Annotated in this window: 8 protein-coding genes and 1 pseudogene; 7 read left to right on the forward strand and 2 right to left on the reverse strand. The window is 33.4% G+C overall.

Annotation, left to right across the window (positions count from 1 at the left end; translation table 11 throughout):
* The first annotated feature begins 60 nt into the window (after window positions 1–60).
* The 5 genes from P7122_RS14195 to P7122_RS14215 all read left to right on the forward strand — a co-directional run bounded on the left by P7122_RS14195 (window position 61) and on the right by P7122_RS14215 (window position 17479).
* Window positions 61–7914: a choice-of-anchor J domain-containing protein gene (locus tag P7122_RS14195; RefSeq protein WP_278006461.1), complete on the forward strand. Its 7854-nt coding sequence runs from the start codon at window positions 61–63 to the stop codon at window positions 7912–7914.
* 29 nt (window positions 7915–7943) lie between these two features.
* Entirely contained in the window at window positions 7944–8879 is a 936-nt protein-coding gene (locus P7122_RS14200) for a PorP/SprF family type IX secretion system membrane protein (RefSeq protein WP_278006551.1), read from the forward strand.
* A 25-nt stretch (window positions 8880–8904) separates the two neighbouring features.
* Window positions 8905–10776: an OmpA family protein gene (locus P7122_RS14205; RefSeq protein WP_278006462.1), complete on the forward strand. Its 1872-nt coding sequence runs from the start codon at window positions 8905–8907 to the stop codon at window positions 10774–10776.
* A 57-nt stretch (window positions 10777–10833) separates the two neighbouring features.
* On the forward strand, window positions 10834–16812 hold the full coding sequence (locus tag P7122_RS14210) for a T9SS type B sorting domain-containing protein (protein ID WP_278006463.1): 5979 nt from the start codon (window positions 10834–10836) through the stop codon (window positions 16810–16812).
* Window positions 16813–16918: 106 nt separating this feature from the next.
* Entirely contained in the window at window positions 16919–17479 is a 561-nt protein-coding gene (locus tag P7122_RS14215) for a 2'-5' RNA ligase family protein (protein ID WP_278006464.1), read from the forward strand.
* 354 nt (window positions 17480–17833) lie between these two features.
* Here P7122_RS14215 and P7122_RS14220 read toward each other — a convergent pair whose 3' ends face one another.
* Together P7122_RS14220 and P7122_RS14225 are read right to left on the reverse strand one after the other, a co-directional pair.
* The gene (locus tag P7122_RS14220) at window positions 17834–18586 is read right to left on the reverse strand and encodes a hypothetical protein (protein ID WP_278006465.1); all 753 of its coding nucleotides are present in this window, start codon (window positions 18584–18586) and stop codon (window positions 17834–17836) included.
* Between the two features lie 670 nt (window positions 18587–19256).
* The gene (locus P7122_RS14225; protein WP_278006466.1) at window positions 19257–21383 is read right to left on the reverse strand and encodes an MORN motif precursor; all 2127 of its coding nucleotides are present in this window, start codon (window positions 21381–21383) and stop codon (window positions 19257–19259) included.
* Window positions 21384–21586: 203 nt separating this feature from the next.
* Here P7122_RS14225 and P7122_RS14230 point away from each other — a divergent pair, with 203 nt between their 5' ends.
* Window positions 21587–22387, forward strand: coding sequence for a sulfite exporter TauE/SafE family protein (locus P7122_RS14230; RefSeq protein ID WP_278006467.1), 801 nt, complete (start codon window positions 21587–21589; stop codon window positions 22385–22387).
* Between the two features lie 84 nt (window positions 22388–22471).
* Window positions 22472–22827: pseudogene (locus tag P7122_RS14235) on the forward strand (DUF4870 domain-containing protein).
* The last annotated feature ends 214 nt before the right edge of the window (window positions 22828–23041 follow it).

The following is a 23041-nucleotide window of genomic DNA, read 5'->3' on the forward strand; positions in this document are numbered from 1 at the left end:
ATGTTAGTACATTTAGAATGTAAAAATTCAAACACTAACTAACAGAAAATATCATTCAATATGAAAAATAAGTCACTCGCCAATGTGGTAAGAACCCAAATTTTTTCATCGATTATTCCTTCTAATCTGAATTCTATTTCTAGGCAGCTACAGATAAAAAAAGCAGGACTATTATTTTTGGTTGCTTTTATCTTCTGTGCTAAAGGTATTGCCCAAGTATCAGAAAATTTTGATAGTGGTATTCCAGCCGAGTGGACGGTAGTAGATAACGGAGTAGGCTCAGAAGCTTGGCAAACTACTACAGATGGATATTTAGGCACTAATGCAGTATCTATAAATCCATCTCTAGATAATATTGGTGATCAAAATACAGCTCAATATTTCTTAGTAACACCACAATTCGCAGTTCCAGAAAACGGTGAAATACATTTCTTTACCAAACAAGGAAGTGAAGTAGATAAAGGCACTCAATATCAAATAAGGTTATCTACAGCCGCACAACCAGACTTTAATGGTTTTAACATTAACCTTCAATCTTATACAGAATCTAACCTCAATACGGGCTCACAGACAAGCTATGAAGAAAAAATAGTTGAGATTCCTTCATCAATTCCTGCAGGACTGAATATTTATATTGCTTTTGTTGCAGTAAATACACAAAATGGTGTAACACCTGCTGGAGATGAATGGTTTATAGATAATGTTTCTATTCTAGAGGGTTGTTCTGAAGTAGATACTGATGATGTAACAATAGATAATATTACTGTAGATGGAGCAGAGGTGACTTGGTCGCATCCTTCTGCAACAAATTTCGAATTACAAGTACTTCCAATAGGTGGTATTCCTTCAGGAGCTGGTATTCCTGTTACAGGAACGTCTTATACCCTTCAAAATTTAGATGAGCAGACAGAATATGACATTTACATAAGAGCTATTTGTAATAATAACACTGTTAGTGAATACTCTGGTCCTTTTACTTTTGAAACTTTAAAATTTGGATTGTCTTGTGACGAACCAATTGTTATACCAGATATTTCAACAACTCCATATGTGTTGATAGATAATTTGGATCAGTGGGAAAATCCAGATATTACATACACTACCGAAGGAACAAATTGTTTACCTGGATCTAATACAACGAATTACCTAAATGGTAACAAAATATTTCTTTCCTATACACCAACTGAAGATGGTTTATTAACCTTAACACAAGAAACAGGAACAGATGGTGGTGCCAACGGTAATAACTGTTACAACAGTCGAAGTTCTTTATTTGTTTACGATAGTTGTGCCGATGTTGGAGTAAATTGTTTAGCAGGTACTATTACAACAGCAAGTAATCAGCCAATGACAATATCTAATTTGTTGGTGCAAGCAGGTGAAACGTATATTATTGTTGTATCATCACAATTATCTACAACAGCTGGTATCTGTTTTCAATTAGAAATTAGTAGTCCTAACTGTGCTCCTCCTGGTGATATCTATTATAATGATTTAACTGAGGATAGTGTTAGTTTTAATTGGGATAATATTGGAGGTTTTTCAGATTCTTGGGAATATGCAGTAGTTACTGCTGGTTCTGGTGAGCCAACAGGTTCTGGTACTGCTACAGCAACCAATTTAGATAACGTTATATCAGGTTTAGCACCAGATACAGTATATGATATCTACGTAAGATCTGTATGTGGTGGAACACCAGGTGTTTGGAGTGACGCTGTTACTTTTAAAACGCAATGTTCAACATTTAATACGCCATACTCAACAGAGTTTACGAATGCTACAAACGAAAACCCAGAGCCATGCTGGACAACTCTAGATGTTGACGGAGATGGAAATAGTTTTGCCTTTATTGGTGGCTACGCTACATTAAGAACTGAAAACAATAACATCAACGGATTAAACAATGATATTTATGCATCACCAAGAGTAAATTTTGATGGAATTACTCAAAAGCGATTACGATATAAGCACAGAGCAACACAAGGAGTTTCTACATATTCTGTAAAACTGTCAACAACTGGTGTTGGTAGAGATAATTTTACAACTATCATTCAACCAGAAACAACAATAAACAACACTACTTTTCAAGAAGTTATTGTAGATATACCAATTGCAATTTCTGGTGAAGTAAACGTTGCCTTTGTAATTGAACCAAATACAACCGAAACAGCATTGCGAATTTCTTTTGATGATGTGGTTATTGAAGATAAACCAACATGTCCAGATCCATTAGATCCATTTGTGTTAGAATCTCAGATTACCACAAACTCTGCATGGTTATTATGGACTGCAGGAGATAGCGAAACACAATGGCAAGTTGCTATACAAGATGAAGGTTCTGGTATTCCTACTACTGATGGTGAATTGGTTTCAAACAATTTTCCTTATGTCGCAAATGGTTTAGACTCTGGTAGACGATATGAATTTTATGTAAGAGCATACTGTGCTGCAGACGACCAAAGTGAGTGGGTTGGCCCAGTTGCATTTACAACACTTTGTGAATCTTATGACACACCTTTCTATGAAAGTTTTGATGATGAAGATGCTGGTACTCAAAAATTTTGTTGGGAAATAAATGACGCTAATGGAGATAGTGCTACTTGGACTATTGATGAAGACCATGCTCTAATACAAACGTCTCCGTTTTCACCACCTTCAGGTTTTAATGATTATTTAATATCACCAGCAATCAATATGGATGGTATTAAAGAATTAAAGTATAAATACAGAGCCGATTTCTCATTCCAAACAGGGCCACCAAGATTTGGTCTTGAAGTTTTAATGTCTACAACAAATACAAATCCGAGTAGCTTTTCTGTTATCTCTCCATTTGAAGTTTTTACAAATTCTAATTATGAAGAAAAGTCCATTATTATTGAAGCTACAGGGACAGTATACATCGCTTTCAGAGTGCCACCAGAATTTACTGGCGGTTGGTCTATTCTAAGTCTTGATGACGTAAGTATAACAGATGCACCTTCATGCCCAAACCCTTCTGGTTTGACTGTAGACACAGTATTCTCTAATAGTGCAGAGCTATCTTGGACTCAAGGCTATCAAGAAACAGACTGGAATGTTGCTGTGCAGTTAGCAGGCTCTGGTATTCCAACTACAGGAGAAGCAGTTACGGATCCTAATTTTATTCCTTCAGGTTTAACAGCAGATACTGAATATGAGTTTTATGTGCAAGCTAATTGTGGTACAGAAACCAGTGATTGGATTGGTCCAATAACATTTTCAACTTTATGTAATGCTTTTGCCTCACCATTTACAGAAACTTTTAATACAGATTCTGAAACAGAAAGCTGTTGGACTGTTGTTAATAGTAATGATGATTTAGAAACTTGGGAGTTAAATACTACAGGATTTTCTTATGAAGGAGACCAAGCTGCGGTAATGTTCACAGGTCAGAATGGTAATAACGATGATTGGTTAATTTCACCAACAATTACAATTACAGAAAACCAACGTTTACGCTATTATTATAGAGTAAACGACAGTTTCTTTACTGAAGATTTAGATGTTTTACTATCTACAAATGGTATTGGTTTAGATCAGTTTACAACAGTACTTTACGATTCTGATACTGATACAGAAATTATAAACAATGTTGAATATAAGGTTAAGATTATAAATTTTCCAGCTGGAATCTCAGGTGATATTAATATTGCTTTTCACGTACCTTATTTTCCTAGTACAGGTCCTTACAGAGGGCAAACTTTAGCTATCGATAATGTTAATATAGAAGATGTGCCAGAGTGTGCTGAGGTTACTAATATTTCAATAGGAAGTATTACGGATACCGAATTTTTAGTATCATGGGACGCTAATGGATCTGAAACTGATTGGGAAATTTCAGTTCAACCATCCGGAACTTCTGCTCCTGTTGGAGATACTGATCCAACTTATTTGTACAATGCAGATTCAAATCCTTTTACGGTAACAGGTTTAGACCCATCAACTATGTATGATGTGTATGTAAGACCTGTTTGTACTGGTGTTACTGATGCAGAATGGGTAGGTCCAGAAACACTAACAACACGATGTAGTTTTGATAATTTATGTCAGTACACATTTGTATTAACAAGTGGTTCTGATGTTTCTGCTACATTAGATATTTCACAAAACAATCAATTTTTGCAATCGCTTCCTTTTGAAGGCAATACAGGAGATACCTTTACTGTGTTCTTATGTTCTGGTACAGAATTTTCGGTATATTTTGATACCATAGGAAGTAATCAGGCTCAATACGATAGTTATCAATTCGATATTTTAGATGCATCAAATAACGTAGTATTTTCGAGCCCTACAGGCATTCTTTTAAGAACAACTGTTTATGAAGGTACGGCTATTTGTGGTGCAATAAGTTGTCCTCAACCTACTAATTTAACGATAAATGAGTTTTCTGAGTTTTCATGGACTCCTGCAGGTAGTGAGACACAATGGGAAGTTGCAGTTCAACCATACCAAAATGGAACAATACCACAATCGGGAACACTAGTATCAACCAACTCATATACTCCAATCGCATCTGATTTTGTAGATCCTAACGTTGCTACCTATGAGTATTTTGTAAGAGCTGTTTGTGGTACAGATGATGAAAGTTATTGGTCTGGTCCTTTTGAATTTGTTAGAAATGATGATATTTCTAATGCTATTACAGTACCAATAAATGATAGTACAGTTTGCGAAACGTCTGTTAGCGAAGTTTCGTTTATAAATGCATCAGTATCACCAGAATCGATGACATGTTCTGGTACAAATGGTAGTGATGTTTGGTTCGATTTTATAGCAGAATCTCAAATACACATTATAGAACTTAATAGTTTTAGTGGAAGTCTACGTGACACCAATGGAGATCCAGCGTATTACGAAATGATTACAACACTATATAGAGATAATGCTGGTACACTCGAAGAAATAGCTTGTAGCTATGACAATGTATTGGTTGCAATGTATTCTTCAGAATTAGTTGTTGGAGATAATTACAAGGTAAGAGTCACATTAAATTCAACAGATACTACCGAACATAGGTTTAGTATCTGCATTAAAACACCAGAAGATTTATGTTTAGTAGATACGCCAAATGGGGATTTTGAAGAACCTGTAATCTACGGTTTAAGTGGTGTTAATACGATCATTTCATTAAACACAGTACCAGGTTGGAGATCTAATTTAGATTCTTCTAATAATATCTTTTACTGGGAATCATTAAACGCACCTGGATTTACACCTTACGAAGGTGGACAATGTGTTCAGATATTATCTGACCAAGGTACAACAATAGATCCTAATGATCCAAACATTAAAGGTCTATATCGAGATTTTGATACATCTGAAATGACTTTAATGGACTATAGTTTTGCACATCTAGCAAGGTTTGATGGTAATACTGTAGAACTTTTCGCTGGTGTTCCAGGTGGACCTTACACGCAGATAGACAGTCATCTTGGTGCTACACAAGCATGGAGTTTAGTAACAGGCCAATATATTGTTCCTGCTGGGCAAACCGAAACCCGTTTTATTTTTAGAGCTAGTGATGGTGATGATATTGGTAATGTTTTAGACGCTGTAAATTTTGTCGCTAATAACGAAATTATAACACAACCACATGCGGTAGACTGTAACAGTAATACAACAACTGTTGAAGCTAATGGAATGGGTACATGGATAGCCAGTGACTCTAATCCTGGTGAAGTAACTATTGTAACACCAAGCAACAATACCACAGATATTAATAGTTTTGTACAACCAGGTATATATACTTTTACTTGGCAAACCAGCTATTGTTCTTACGATATTGAAATTACATATAACGGTGTGGCTGAAGTGCCAACAGTAGAGTCATCTGTAGAGTATTGTTTAAATGATACTTCAGAGCAGCTTATTGCAACGCCTGCTGATGCCTTAACACTTGTTTGGTATACAGTAGCTACAGGAGGAACAGGAAGTACTACAGCACCAACACCAGATACATCAGTTGTTGCTACGACATCATACTATGTAGCATATATGAATAATGAAGGCTGTGAAGGTCCTAGGGCAGAAATTATAGTTACTGTTAGTGAATCTTTTACACCTCAATTAGTTTTTTCATATGACGATACTTGTATTTTAAATGATGTTGATGCAACACCAATATTAAGTAATGATTTTAATACAGGTGGAACATTTACTTCAACAACACTGACTGTAGATCCTTCAACAGGAGTAATAGACATGAGTTCGGCTTTAGCAGGTCAGCATGATATTCTTTACACTTTTGAAGGTGACGAAGACAACTGTCTTGAAGGCGGAACATATACAGCAACTATTAATTTTATAGCTGCTCAAACACCAGTTACAACCTTCAATTATGGTAATGAGGCTTTTTGTTTACTTAACGGAACAACTGTGCTTCCAACCTTAGATTCTGGGTTTACAACTGGAGGAACATTTTCATCTACTACTGTAACTGTTGACAGTACAACTGGAGAAATTGATTTAACAACAGCTCCAGAAGGTATACATGATGTTACTTACACCTTTGATGAAAACATTGCTAACTGTATTGAAGGTAGTACTTATACAACTACGATTGAGGTTGTAGCTACTGTCAATCCTGTTACAGATTTTAGTTATGCTGAATCAAACTATTGCGAGGATACAGGAATCATTTCAGTAATTACGGGTGATGATTTTACATCTGGCGGAACATTTAGCTCTACTGCTGGTCTTACGTTAGACGCTATAACAGGAGATATAGATCTAGATGCGAGTGCAACGGGCACATATACTATTACTTATGAAATTGCTGAAGATTTAAATAACTGTATCGCAAATAACAGTAGTAATTTTACTCTTACTATAAATGCATCTGTAGCATCAATAACTGAATTTAGCTATAATCCTTCTGTAATTTGTCCTTTAGGAGTAAGTGAACTTAATCCTGAATTAGCAACAGGATTTACAACAGGTGGTAACTTTAGTTCAGCAACTTTAGATGTTGACATTGCTACTGGTATTATTAACATGACATCGGCAACTTCTGGTACTCATGAAATAACTTATACTTATGAAGAAGACACAACAAACTGTATACTAGAAGGTTCGTTTACAACAACTATTGAAATTACAGAAACTAATACACCTGTTACAACCTTTAGTTACAATGAAGATGTTTATTGTGGTGATGCCGGAACCATATTCCCAAACACTGACACAGATTTTACTCAAGGAGGAACATTCACAGCTGAAAATGGCTTGGTAATTAATTCTTCTACTGGTGAAATTGACGTTGCAGCAAGTACTCTAGGAAACTATACTGTAACCTATACGATTCCATCAGATCAAAATAGTTGTACAGAAAATGGTTCAAGTAGCTTTAATATTACAATTTTAGACACAATAGAGGTTGCTATATCTGGTGAATGTGATGGAGAGGATTATATATTAACTGCTTCACCAGTTGCCAGCTCTTTTAATCCAGATGAAGCCACATATTTATGGACAGATGCTAATGGAAATGTTACTAATCAAACTTCAGAAATATTTAATATTACTGATTACTTAGATCAAAACTCAGGACTAAGTGTACCAACAATATTTAATGTAACGGTACAATTTGGAGGTTGTTCTGTGACTCAGTCTTTTACAGCAGAGCGTTCTGCTTGCCGAGATATTCCAAAAGGGATTTCACCAGATGGTAATGGTAAAAATGACACTTTCGATTTAACTGGTTTTGGGGTTACTGAAATCTATATGTATAACAGATATGGTACAGAGGTCTATACATTTAAAGGAACATATACCAACCAATGGTATGGACAATCTAACAAAGGAGACGAATTACCAGATGGCACATATTTCTATAGTATTAGAAAAGAAGATGGTAGTTCTGTTACAGGTTGGGTATACATAAACAGAGCATATTAATCAATAGTAAAATGAAAGATTTAATACCAATGAAAAAATTATATATCACCTTAAGTATTGCTATTGTTTTTACATTTAACGCCTTAGCACAGCAAGACCCTCAGTATACACAATACATGTATAATATGAATGTGGTAAATCCGGCTTATGCAGGTTCTAAAGAGAATTTATCTGTAGGTTTACTATACAGAACGCAATGGGTAAATATCAATGATGCGCCTAAAACAGCTATCTTATCCGTACACAGTCCTATTGGTAAAAATGTAGGTTTAGGGCTATCTGTAATTTCAGATAAAATTGGTCCAGTTGAAGAAAACAATGTATATGCAGACTTTTCTTATACTTTAAATTTAGGCGGAGAACATCGATTAGCTTTTGGTCTAAAAGCAGGAGTTACCATACAAAACATTGGCTTTTTTAGCGATATCGGAAATGGTTTTGTTAATGATTCTAACGACGAAGCTTTTAGCGAAGACGTTAGTAATGCTAATCTTAATATTGGCTCAGGATTGTTTTATTATACAGACAATTACTATGTGTCGTTTTCTATTCCTAATATGCTAAAAAATACATTTTTAGACATTAGTAATAACGGACAGCAATATACTTATGGCTCTGAAGTGCTACATTATTTTTTATCAGCAGGCTATGTGTTTAACCTATCAGAAAACACAAAGTTTAAACCTTCATTTTTAATGAAGTCTGCTTTTGAATCACCAACATCTTTAGATCTTTCAGCCAATTTTTTATTGTATAACAAATTTGAAATTGGTGCAACCTACCGCTTAGACGACTCAATTGGAGCAATGGCTAATTTAGCTGTATCACCAAGTATAAGAATTGGATATGCATACGACCATATAACTTCGGAGTTAAGTGGTGCTACGTCATCTTCACATGAAGTAATGCTTTTATTCGATTTAAATTTCCCAAAGAAGGTGTCTATATCACCTAGATTTTTCTAATATATAAATGAAAATTTCAATACAAATGAAAAACATTATTAGTTTATTTTGTCTATTACTAGTTACTTCCATCAGTATAGGGCAAAACAAAAAAACAGAAAAAGCCGATAAGCTTTACAACAGCTACCAATATGTAGATGCTATTGAAGAGTACTTAAAACTCACTACAGACAATGAAGTTAGCGCTTATGTTAGTGTACAATTAGCTGATAGTTATTACAATATTTATAATATAGAAGAAGCTTCAAAATGGTATAAAACAGCTTTAGAAAAACAACCAAGTGCAGAAACCTATTACAAATACGCGCAAGTCTTAAAATCTCAGGGTAAATACAAATTGGCTAATGAGCAAATGGATGTATTTGCTAAACTTATGCCAGAAGACGAACGCGCTAAAGCTTATCTTAAAAATCCAAACTACATACCACAATTAGTAGAAAAAGATAAATTATTTAATGTTGAAGAAACTACTATAAACGACGATAAACAAAGTGACTTTGGTGCTGTTCTTTCTAATGATAACATCTTGTATTTTGTTAGCACTAGAAAGAGCTCAAAAAAGCAAGACTCGTGGACAAAACAATCTTACTTAGATATCTACAAGTCTATTAGAAACGACGATGGCACACTATCAACACCAGAAGAAGTTGCAGAACTAAATACTCAATATCACGATGGACCTTTAACAATAAGTAAAGATGGAAAAACGATGTATTTCTCCAGAGATGGACATAGTATGGGTACTTACAAAAAAATAAAGAATAATAAAGTAAAATTAGCACAGCAAGGTATCTATAAAGCAACATTAATTGATGGTAAGTGGGACAAGATTACAGCACTTCCTATTAATAGCAATGACTATACTGTAAGCCATCCTAGTTTAAGTCCTGATGGTAAAACGTTGTATTTTGCTTCTAACATGCCAGGTGGACATGGAGATACAGATATATGGAAAATTAGCATTAATGGAAGTACCTACGGAAACCCAGTGAATATGGGTGAAAACGTTAACACCTCAGGAAAAGAAGGATTTCCATTCATTGCAGAAGACGATATTTTATATTTTGCATCAAGCGGAAGACAAGGTTTTGGTGGTTTTGATATTTTTAAATGCGACTTAAAAAACGATACAAAAGCTGAAAATCTGGGAAACGCAATTAACACTAAAAGTGACGATTTTTCTTTTAGTGTTAATGCTAAAAATAAAATCGGGTACTTTTCTTCAAACAGATCTGGAGCAGACAATATCTATCTTGCCATTCCTATTTGTCAATTTGAAACCTATGTAATTGTAAAAGATAAGGTAACTAATACTGTATTAAAAAATGCTGAAATAACTATTTCAGATAGTCAAAATCGTGAAATTGCAACTCAAAAATCTGATAAAAATGGTAAAACGGACTTTAACGTAAGTTGTGAGGATTCTTACAGTATTTCTGTATCAAAAAAAGGATATAATGATATTATAATTCCTGTTACTCCATCTGAAGGAAATGATGTAACTATTAATGTTGATCTAGAACCAATCAATGAAATTATTACTGAAAGAGAAGTGAAATTAAACAACATTTACTTCGAATTTAATAAAAGTAATATCACCCAACAAGGTGCGCTAGAATTAGATAAATTGGTGAAAATCATGAAAGATTATCCAGATATGAATATCTTAGTAAGATCTCACACAGATACAAAAGGATCTGCTGATTATAACAAAAAATTGTCAGAAAGAAGAGCAAAATCTACTGTACAATATCTAATTTCTAAAGGTGTCGACAAATCTAGATTATCTTCTGAAGGAGTAGGAAGTAAGGAGCCTCTAGTTAAGTGTACACCAAATTGTACAGATAGTGAAGATGCACAAAATAGAAGATCAGAATTTTTAATAAAAAAGAATTAAAAACTACCAGGTGTAGTTAGATTAAGCCTGTTTAATAATTACTTGCCATAATTACAAATGAAAATAGATAAATGCCTTATGAGTATTAGTGTGAGACATATAATGTTATTGACTTGTTTAGTTTTTTCTGCAATACAATTAGCTGCACAAGAACCTAACGATTGCGTTAATGCTATCACTGTTTGTGGAAATGGCAGTTTTATGTCTAATGCCGTAGGATCAGGTAATGAGTTTGAGGTTAATTCTTGTAGTGGTTTTGAACACAATTCGTTATGGCTAGAGGTATACATTGTACAAGCTGGAACTTTAGGCTTTGACCTCATCCCAAATGATCCGGATATTAATGTAGATTATGACTTTTGGGTTTATGGTCCAAATGTTAATTGTGGCGCAATAGGAAATCCCATAAGATGTGCTACAACCAATCCTGCTCAAGCAGGTTTAGCCAATAACCATACAGGAATCAATGGTAGTACAACCTTAACACAAACAGGTCCTGGAGCTAATGGAAACGGATATGTGTATTGGCTTAATGTTAATGTAGGCGAATCCTATTATATTGTTATAGACAGGCCTGCAGGCGATGGAGGTTTTGAGCTTCAATGGACAGGAACAGCTATGAACGGTTCTGGCGCATTTCCATCACAACCAGATGTTAATGAAATTGACGACGTTGTACAATGTAGTAGTACTCCAGATTTATCTGTTTTTGACTTAAATGGTTTAAGTAGCTCTATAAATTCTGATGCAGGAACAACAGTAGAATATTTTGCAAGTTTAGCCGATGCAGTTGATAATATTAATCAATTACCAGGTATTTATGCCAATACTTCTAATCCGCAGACCATTTACGCAAAAGCTACCAATGGTTCTAATGATTGTTACAACATAACTGAATTCGACCTTGTTGTATCTCCAATTCCTGAAGCAACACTATCGGTTTCCGATAATGAAATTTGTGAAGGAGATACTGTAACCTTCACTATTCAGGGAACACCAAATGCAACTGTAAATTACACTATTAATGGAGGGACTTCTCAGCAAATACCTCTTGATGCTACTGGTGAAGCTACTTTGATAGAAACACCAGTAACAGATATTACAGTTACACTAGAAAATGCACAAGTTATAGCTGGTGATGGCTCTGTTGTCTGTTCTCAAATAGAAACAGATACCGAAACCGTTACTGTTGTATCGTTAAGTGTACCTACAATTGTAAATAACTCACCAATATGCGAAGGAGAGGATGGTATTCTTCAATTTTCGGGTGATGCTAACTCTGAAATTACCTATACTATTGATGGTGGCGTCAATCAAAATTTAACTTTAGATGCTTCAGGAAATTTTACATTAACATTACCAACATTAACAGCTACCACTGATGTAAATATCCTTTCAGTCACTAATTCTAGTGCTGTAAGTTGTGTAATAGATGTTAATTCTACTGAGACTATAACTGTAAATCCACTACCAACTGTAGTAGATCCGAATCCTATTTTTGCATGTAACGATGGTACAAATCCTAATTCTGCACCTTTTGATTTAGATTTACAAAGTGCTGATATATCAAATAATGAAGCTAATGTTATGGTTACCTACTACGAAACGCAAGCATTAGCAAATACAGGGAACATGGCTGATGCATTAGTTTCTCCTTACGATAGTACTTCTGCAAACCAAACAGTATATGTAAGAGTTGAAACCAATTTAGGATGTGTAGACTTTACCACATTAAATTTGCAGGTTATAGATGCGCCAATCGCAAATACTCCTGCTATATTGCTTTCATGCGACCCTTCTAATCAAGGTATAGGAACATTTAATCTCACAGATGCTGAGTCTGAAATATTAGCAGGAAATACACAAGCTGTTACTGTTACATATTATTCACTTCAAACTGAAGCCATAGCAGGTACACCGCAAATAACAGACCCAACATTGTTTAACAATATCCAAGCTTACAATCAAACGGTTTATGTTCGTGTAGATTCTGATGCTACAGATTGCTTTTCTATTGCACCTATAGTGCTCGAAGTTTTTGATACACCAACTGTAGCGACTGTTCAACCACTTGAGGTTTGCGACGACTTTAGCAATGATAGTTTTGCCGAATTTAATTTAGATTCACAAACACCATTACTTCTTAATGGTAATACTAACATTACTATTTCTTATCATGCTTCATATACTGATGCAGAAGATAATCTAAGTCAGTTAACGAGTCCATATACAAACACAGATAATGAGCAGCAAACTATTTATGTAAGAGCCGAAAATGATTTGAATCCAGATTGTTTTTCGATTTCAACTTTTGATATTGTTGTTATACCTGCTCCAACAATTATAAATCCTACAGCTCTACAAGTTTGTGATGATGGTACATCAGACGGAATTACGAGCATAGACCTCACTTTGAAAGATGAAGAAATTACTGGTGGAAACCCAAATTATTCTGTGAGTTATCATATATCTCAAGACGATGCAAACGATAATATAAATCCTCTTAATTCTCCGTACACAAATACAGTAAATGGTCAAATAGTTCATGTTAGAGTTGAAGATCTTAATACATCATGTTATAATTTAACCACATTGGAGTTATTAGTAGAGCAAGCACCATCTGCTAATACGCCAACTCCTTTGGTGTTTTGCGATCCTGATAGTGATGGTGTTGGAATGTTTGACTTAACGAGTAAAAATGATGAAATTACAGGAGGTGACCCAACGTTAACAGTCACTTACTACGACACTCCTACTAATGCAAGTAACAGTGTTGATGAAATTTCTAGCCCATACACCAATATTTCTAATGGATATCAAGTTGTTTATGCAAGAGTAGAAAGTTCAACTATATTAACAGAATGCGAAACTATTGTAGAGCTAGAACTTATTGTAAATCCCACTCCACAACTGGGTAATCCTCCTGGTCCTCTAGAAATTTGTGATGATGTCTCAGGCGACGGTATTGGGCAATTTAATTTACCAAGTAAAGAAGCTGAAATACTTCAAAATTTAACTGACCCAACTTTATACACGGTCTCATTTTATATTCTTGAATCTGATGCTGATTTAGGAACAAATCCAATAGCAAATCCTAACAGTTTCACAAACACAAGTGCCTTTAATCAAATTATTTGGGTACGTGTAGAAGATATCAACTCAGGTTGTTATAAATTAACCACACTAGAATTAATTGTTAATGAATTACCAGTCTTAACACAACCTACACCCTTAAATTTATGTGATATAAATAATTCTGGCGATGAGGCTGAGATGTTTAATCTAGAAGATGCTTCAGGTGAAATTTTAAACGGACAAACTGGAATTGACCTTACTTACCACCTTACGCAGGCTGATGCAAATAGTGGAGACAACTCTATATCAAGTTTGTACACCAACGTTGTAAACCCTCAAAATATTTTTGTTAGAGCTACGAATGAAACTGGTTGTGTAAGTACAATAACAATACTAATTAGGGTTAACCCAATACCTTCTCCTACAGCACCAACCGATCTTGAGGTTTGTGATGACGATAATGATGGTTTTGCCAGTTTTAACTTAGAAGACAAATCATCAGAAATTATAGGTGGTGAGATTAACACTGAAGTTTCCTATTACGAAACCCTTGAAGATGCCGAATCTGGAATAAACCCAATTGTTAGTCCATACACCAATATAGCGCTCAATGAACAAACGATCTATGTAAGGTTAACCAACACACTAACAGGTTGCTACAATGCTTCTGAAACTTTAACTCTACGAATACTCGAAATACCTGAAGTACCAACTAATATTGAAGATTATACGATTTGCGATACTGATGCCAACGGTTTTGCACCATTTGATTTAACAACAAAAAATGATGAAATCATTGGAGTTCAATCTAGTGCTATTATAACTTATCATGTTACAGAAGCAGATGCCCAAACTGGTAATAATCCAATTTCAAATCCTAGCAACTATACCAATACAAGTAATCCGCAAATTATCTATGTTAGATTAACAAGTGGCGACAATGAATGTTTTGATATTGGTGAATTTAATATAAGTGTAAACTTACCGCCAGTTGCCATACTTCCTACACCTTTAGAACTTTGTGATGAAAACATAGATGACGAAATTACTGTGTTTAATCTAACTGATAAATACAGTGAAATTACAGGTGGCAACAACAGTTACGAGGTTAGTTTTTATGAAACACAAATAGATGCTGAAGCTCAATCTAATTCGGTTAATGCTGAAGCTTACACCAATACATCTATAAATGGTGCTGCAGCTAATCCACAAACGCTTTATGTGGTCGTAACAGATACAGACACAGGCTGTGTGGATTATACAACTCTAACCATTAGAGTTTTGCCAAACCCAACACCAACAGAAGTATTACCAGAAATTTTACTTTGTGATGATAACAATAGTGGTGATAGTATTGAAGTTTTTGACCTAACAGAAAATGAAGCATTAATCTTAAATGGCGAAAATGGAGTTACTCCAAGTTATTACGAAACTATTGAAGACGCTGAAGCTGGCGAAAATGCTATTACAGATCCTACTATGTATACTAATATAAATTCACCTCAAGTAATTTATGTTCGTGTAACAAATGATAATTCGGGTTGTTATACAATTGTTGATTTTAATATTGAAGTTCTTCCTCTGCCTCAGTCTACTGCGATAACTGACTTTATAGTTTGTGAGCTTAATAATGATGGTATTTATAGTTTTGATTTAAGTTCAAAAAATGAAGAAATTCTAAATAGTCAAAGTGCATTAGATTACACTGTAAGCTATCACATCTCTCAAGATGATGCAGACAATTTAATGAATAGCCTCGTCAGCCCTTACACAAACATTAGTAATCCTCAACAAATTTTTGTTGCCATAACAAATAATTCAACGGGTTGTTCAATAAGTAATATGAGTTTCAATATTGAAGTACAAGAAGCTGCAGAAGCCAATAGTGATATGCAACCAATACTTTATGAAATTTGTAATTCTGAAGTAGATATTGATGAAGATTCAAGCAATAATTATGCTGAATTTGATTTATTTACGCAAAACGATTTTGTACTAGATGGTCAGAATCCTGCAAATTATACTGTGAGCTATTTTGCAAGTGAAACAGATGCCGAACTAAATGTTAATTCATTACCTCAGTCATTTACAAACACAGTTAACCCTCAAGTCATTTGGGCAAGAGTGGATAATAATACACCAAATATTGATGGTATGGACAGTTCTATTTGTTATGCGGTAACTCCATTAACGCTAAGAGTTAATGAATTACCAAAATTTACCTTAAACGAGAAATATGTGTTGTGTATTAATACTAATGGCACCGAAATACTAGATGCTCCAATAATTGACACAGGCTTAACTACACCAAACTATAATTTTGTTTGGTATTTAAATGAAGAAGTCATTCCAGGTGCAACAGAAGGAAGTTATATACCAACTGAGTCAGGTGTTTATTCCGTTAAAGTAAGTGATTCCTTTACATCCTCAGTAACTATGTGTGAGAGTTTTGCTAGTACAACAGTTATAACAAGCGAACCTCCAATAATCAGTACCAATGTATCAACCGATGCCTTCTCTGAATTAAATACAATTGAAGTAACGGTAACTGGTAGTGGTATATATGAGTATAGTTTAGATGATGGTGCTTGGCAAGATTCATCCACGTTTACTAATGTTTCTATAGGTGAACATACTGTTACCGCCAGAGATAAAAATGGTTGTGGTGAGAGTTATGATACCATAACAATAATGGGATACCCAAAATACTTTACGCCTAATGGAGATGGTATCCATGACACATGGAATATAACAATACTAGAAAACCAAGAGGCATTGATCTCAATCTTTGATAGATATGGGAAGTTATTAAAACAAATAAGTGCTAATGGTTCTGGTTGGAACGGTACATACAATGGTAATCTTATGCCTTCTAGTGATTATTGGTTTGTTGTTGAGTATAATGAACCAAACACGGGATTAAAGAAAGAGTTTAGAGCTCATTTTGCTTTGAGAAGATAAAAATATTAACTCAATGTGTGTTGATTTTAATTGTATCAGAATTGTCTCATTTATTCGAGATACTACTAATTTTAGTTAGTTTTACTTTCTGTATCATGGAAAATAAATGAAAAAATATTCAATAGTTATCCAACCAAGTAATTCTGTTATTGAAGAAGTGAAGCAGATGAAAGAATTGTTAGCTTCAAAAATTGGTTGGTATAATAGTAAAAATTCTGTAGCTCATATTACTATAAATGAATTTGAACGAGACGAAAAAGAATTAATAAAAATAAAGAGTAAGTTAACAGAGATTACCACCTATTTAAAACCTCATGAAGTTCATTTTACCAGTTTTGATGCTTTTCCACATGGAGCTTTCTTTTTGAAACCAGATGTGACTTCAAGGTACTATTTAAAAGAGATTATGACTTCGGTTCATAAAAAATTTCCCTATTCTACAAATATTAAAAGTTACGAACCACACATATCCATTGGTAGAAGAATTCAACCTAATAATATTGAAATAGCAAAATATTTATTCTCTAAAAACCCAAACATTAGTTTTATTTGTGATACAATTGCTTTACGCAGCTTTAATGTTGATCGAAAACAATTTGATATCATTGCTACTTTTCCCTTTTTAGGGGAAGAATCTCAGGATGTAATACAAGGGATTTTGTTTTAAGATTATAGATCAATAAAAATAGCACACTTAATCCTAAATTTTAAATATCAGCCTATAACCTTATTTTTGTTTAGTAACGTCAGCTTATAATTTAACTAAATATTTATTATGCTTGGTTAAAAATTTCTCTTTAGCTATGACGTTGTAACTCGTTAGGTTTGTTTTCATATATCACACTTTCTCGACTCACTGCTGACTAGGTGTTATATAATCGCCATACACTACATGATTACCTATTAATAGCTTCAACAAAAAAACAGTTTTATGGATATAAACAAGTATCAATAATTGTTGTAAATCAGTACCATTTTTCTTAGAAAAAACTTAAACAAACGAAAGCTTAAAGTTCACTCTTTAGTCAAGCGGCAAAAACGTTAAAGATAGAAATAGAATGTTGGTTATCATGTGGAGTAGTAGTGGGTATTGAAAACCAAAAGCAACTCGCGTATAACCAGCTATAGTTGCACTAAATAATTGAGGTAGCGTTAATATTGGTAACCACAAAAGGTTGGTTAGATTTAATTCAAAATTTAAAATATGTAGCCAAGCAAAACTTACACACGAGAAATAATAAATCATTTTAAAGTGCTTTTGCCAGTAGTTCTGTAGCGTGATTTTGACGTTTTTAGTTCTACTTACTAGATATATAGTCAACATTACAATAATAGCGGTTATTACTCGATACCAAAAGGTTTCATCTACAAGGGATAATCGACTTCTAAAAACAGCCTTAGTGAGTAAGTAATATGTAAATGTTCCAGATGTTAACGCAAAATATATGGGATTAAACTTTAGTGATAATCTAAAGGTTATTTCTTCAAACATCGGTAAAACAAATCCACCAATTAGAAGTAATAGTATTGGGTCAAATCGTTCTGCCATACTGATTGAAGTCAGATTTTTAGGTTCATAAATAAACTGTAATATTGATGCTACTGTTATTGACAAAACGGCCTTTATTAAAAAAAGACCTATTGTATCATAGATTTTATGTGTTATGCTTTTCTTTATAGAAGGTGTCTCTATAGGAGATTTTATAAAATTCACTAAATCTTTTAATAGAGATTTATAATATTTTGGTTTAATCAAAGGATAGGAAATTATCATAATTTTTTGGTTTTAAATTATGGTACAAATCTATTTCGATTGTGAATCAGCGACTTATTCTAAAAGGATTATGATTTATTCGAAAAGCATTTTTAAAAACCTGACGTGGTCGATAACCGAATTTTTTTCAAAGGTATTAGAAAACAAACCCAAACTATCATATCCTACAGCCCAAGCTGCTTCTTGAATGGTTTTTTGTTCGTTTTTGATAAGATAGTATGCTTTTTTTTAACGCTCGTTGCGAATGATAAGACCATACCCTTTGTATTATGGAATTCTTTTGCTTTTGCATTTTACAGTAAGACCAACATCACCAGCACCATAAAATGCAATGGCAATGACAGGTTCGTCAAAAAAAACAGGAGTCCACCACAGTACTGTTGGTAGAAGCTTCTTCCAACAAAATTGTACAATCGTTGATATCTATTATCTCACGATTTATTCCTGCTTGCGCACACAAAAGATTGATTAAAAAGTGATGTTACTTAATTTTATTTTAGATATGATTGAAACACATTTTTGCTAGAAAGTGATTCTCAAAAGAGGAATGCATAAAATGCTACTTTCAAAATTAAGGTAAGTACACATAATTTTGATGATATTTTTATCAAATAAGCATCAATCTATAATATTTATAGAATAAATGCAAATTGCTTTCTGCATCGGATATTTAATAATCCTTAACCTTAGCACCATTGTTGTTAAATACACCATTAACTACATTTCCAGATTTAGCATACTTCATTTTTCCTAATCCATCTATTTTGTCATCAATAAAATAACCTTTAAACACAGAAGTGTCTACATATGTGTATTTGCCATAACCATTTCTCTTTCCATTTGTTGAATAAGCGCCAGTGTAAGTACTATTGTTTATCCAATAGTATGTGCCTATATGCGCTCGATAACTGTTGCTGAAAAAGCCAATATAAATATCTCCATTGCTGTAAGTGTATTTACCAAACCCATTACTACAATCACCTATACAATTGCCAGAAACTTTATTTGCTTCATAATCTGTTCCCAGGTTTGTTACAAATTTTCCGTTTTCATATTTACCTATACTTTTTATGGTTCCGCTTCTATCAATAGTATAGCCATAACCTTCTTGTTTTCCGTCTTTCCATTGACCTACATAGGTGTTGCCAGAGGATGCCCAATAATAAAAGCCAGTACCTTCGCGTCTGTTATCCTTGTACTCACCATGGTAAGAACCTCCGTTAGAGTAGCTAATGTAGGTAACACCGTTAAGCGCACCATTGCTAAATGTAGACTCTGTCTCAGAGCCAGGTAGTTTTACTTTTCCCCAACCATTTGTGCAATCTCCCTCAACACATTGGTAGCCAGAAGAACTAGAACTGCTAGACGAAGTACTTGTAGTAGTTGATGTATTAGTTGCTTGCGTTGATGAATTACTTTTAGTATTTAATTCATTGTTATATAGACTTCCTTTATAAACTTTATTTTCTCTAGCTGCTGGAAAGCCATTAAGTACATATGTTGGTATTTTATCAATATAAATAACAGGATCTCCATTATCTAGATATTCAAACGTTGCTTTTTCATAATCTATATGTTCACCTTTTACAACAATAAAGAAGTTATCTGTTTCTAAATTACGGTTATAAACTATAGAAGACGTATCGGTTGTAAAAACACGCATTGGTTTTATTTCCTTATGCTGAAGGTTTTTATAATCATCAATAATGTAAGTAATACCGTTGTTTTTATCTTCACGATAATCAATCATATGTGGACCTATATAACAAAATTTTCTTGATTTTACTCTATTATAACCATGAACATAATTGATAAAACTTCCATCATATGCATAATTAATATATGGTAAGTTTTTAGACAAAACAGTTGTAACAGGAACACGAGTATCTATAGTATGATTGGCTTCTACAAAGTTTGGAACAGAATAATAGGTTTCCGTAAGACCATCGTATATTACTTTTTCATCAGGTTTTATGCCTTTACTTATAGCTATATCTAATGCATGATTTCCATTAATATACACAGCCTCTTTTTTATTTCCTGTTTTAAGACCACCAGGAATATAATAACCAAGTTCTATTTTTAATGGTTTATTAGCATCGCTATAATATCGATTAGGTGTTTCAAATATTTTAGGGTCTTCTTTATTTGCGTCATAGAATTTAATCTTATTCCCATTAGAATCAGTTTCTACAACGTATTCATAAATACCTGATGTTACTTCCTCCTTAACTAAATAGCCATTGCGATAATGTACTTTACTCGTATAATTGGGCCTTCCATCAGCATATACAGTTCTTGTAGTAACTATTATAATATTACCTGCTTTTTCATAGCTGTAATATTTGGTTAGGTTTAGTACGCCCTTTTTTTTGTGTACCATTTCAGTTACACGATTTTGACTATCATATTTATAGGTCTTTTCGTCACCATAGGTGTTTTTCTCGTATGTTAATAGATTTTTGCTGTTGAATTGGTAATTATACTCAGAACCAGATGGGTATTTGAAACGAATAATATTTCCTTTGTAATCGTATTCAAACTCATCATTGTAGTTATTTCCTGTTATTCGACCTGAATTGTCATAATAATATCTAGTTCCAAAATTATATACAAGGTTACCTTTTCTATCAAAAATTTTTCCCTCAGATGCATATATATCACCTTTCAATTTATAATGCTCTTTATTCTGTTTAAATCCAATTGGATTAACAGGAGCATTAACAAAATCAAAGTCTTGTGCAGAAATGCTAAGCGTTATTAAAACTAAAAAAAATAGACTGATCTGGTTTTTCATGATATAAAGTGTTTGTACAAAAAAACAAAAAAAGCGAAGGGCTTACCATACGATAACTTGCGTATATTCTGTAAGATATAAAAATAGACAAAGAATAGCTTGACTTTGTTTATCAGTTTTTGTAACAACCATTAAATTGTAACAAAAGTTACCAATTATATAATTTAAGTCTGCTATTTTTGAGAATTCACTAACTAGCAGGTATGGATTTAAATCAAGTTTTTGGCTATATAGGTGCCATGTTTATTGGAGTTGTTTTAGGGCTCATAGGTGGTGGAGGCTCTATATTAACAGTTCCTATTTTAGTGTACTTGCTATTTGTAAATCCTGTTACTGCCACTGCATATTCTTTATTTGTAGTAGGAGTATCGTCCTTAGTAGGTGCAATAAGAAATATTCAAAAAGGGTTAGTAGATTTTAAAACAGCAATTGTATTTGCTATTCCTGCATTTATAGCAGTATATATTACCAGAAAGTATGTAGTGTCAGCAATACCAGAAAGTTTGTTTTCTATTGGCAACCTCACGATAACAAAGAATATTGGCATTATGCTATTCTTTGCTGTTATTATGTTGATAGCATCTATATCAATGATTAGAAATAAGCGAGAAGCTGAGAGGGAAATTTCTGAAGTTTCTTATAATTATCCTTTAATAATTATTGAAGGTATTATAGTTGGTGTTATTACAGGTATAGTAGGAGCAGGAGGCGGATTTTTAATCATTCCAGCATTAGTGTTATTGGCCAAGCTACCAATGAAAAAGGCTGTAGCAACATCGTTACTAATTATAGCCATAAAGTCTTTAATTGGTTTTATAGGTGATGTTGAAAATTTAGATATAGACTGGACTTTCCTCTTAATATTTACATTTATATCTGTGCTAGGTATTTTTTTAGGAATTTATCTTTCAAATTTTATTGAAGGAAAAAAACTAAAAAAAGGCTTTGGTTGGTTTGTACTAATAATGGGTATTTACATTATTTATAAAGAATTGACACTTTAGTGAAGTTATAAATTCTAAAAAAACGAATTCTAAACTGTAACATAATAAGATTGTTTGCGTCAAATAAGTGTAAATAAATATATTATGCAGTCCAATTACAATACATACAAACGTACAGACAATCAATTATTGTTCATTACGCACCTTTCACAATTGTTAACTTTTATAACAGGTTTTGGTGGATTAATAGCACCATTAATTATTTGGGCAACTCAAAAAGAAAGTGTGGATGGTATGGACGAACATGGTAAGTCTATTATAAACTTTCAATTAAGTATTATAGTATACTAAGTATACCATTAATTTTTCTGTTTGGATTAGGATTATTTATTTTCGGTTTAATCGGAATTTTAGCATTTATAATGCCTATCATAAACGCAATTAAAGCTAGTAATGGTGAATTACCTAGCTATCCATTATCTCTTAGTTTTATTAGTTAGTTAGCATTTCTGAAATAATTCAGAGTCAAAGAGATAGTTAAAAAACGCTCACAGAAATGTGGGCGTTTTTATTTGCTCAGAAAAAAAAATACCACTTACAGAAAAATAGAATACAGATTACACACATAAATCTTAAGTTTGTTAATTGATATTTATGTGGCGTTATTTTAAAATCATATTATTTTTGCTGTTACCAGTTTTTGTAGTTGCTCAA

Origin of the sequence: Winogradskyella marincola (genome assembly GCF_029624125.1) — a bacterium.
GTDB lineage: Bacteria > Bacteroidota > Bacteroidia > Flavobacteriales > Flavobacteriaceae > Winogradskyella > Winogradskyella marincola.

What these genes read in the sequence shown, in the direction of transcription:
- P7122_RS14195 (WP_278006461.1), top strand. Translation starts at nt 61, where the DNA reads ATGAAAAATAAGTCACTCGCCAATGTGGTAAGAACCCAAATTTTTTCA.
- P7122_RS14200 (WP_278006551.1), top strand. Translation starts at nt 7,944, where the DNA reads ATGAAAAAATTATATATCACCTTAAGTATTGCTATTGTTTTTACATTT.
- P7122_RS14205 (WP_278006462.1), top strand. Translation starts at nt 8,905, where the DNA reads ATGAAAAACATTATTAGTTTATTTTGTCTATTACTAGTTACTTCCATC.
- P7122_RS14210 (WP_278006463.1), top strand. Translation starts at nt 10,834, where the DNA reads ATGAAAATAGATAAATGCCTTATGAGTATTAGTGTGAGACATATAATG.
- P7122_RS14215 (WP_278006464.1), top strand. Translation starts at nt 16,919, where the DNA reads ATGAAAAAATATTCAATAGTTATCCAACCAAGTAATTCTGTTATTGAA.
- P7122_RS14220 (WP_278006465.1), bottom strand. Translation starts at nt 18,586, where the DNA reads ATGATAATTTCCTATCCTTTGATTAAACCAAAATATTATAAATCTCTA.
- P7122_RS14225 (WP_278006466.1), bottom strand. Translation starts at nt 21,383, where the DNA reads ATGAAAAACCAGATCAGTCTATTTTTTTTAGTTTTAATAACGCTTAGC.
- P7122_RS14230 (WP_278006467.1), top strand. Translation starts at nt 21,587, where the DNA reads ATGGATTTAAATCAAGTTTTTGGCTATATAGGTGCCATGTTTATTGGA.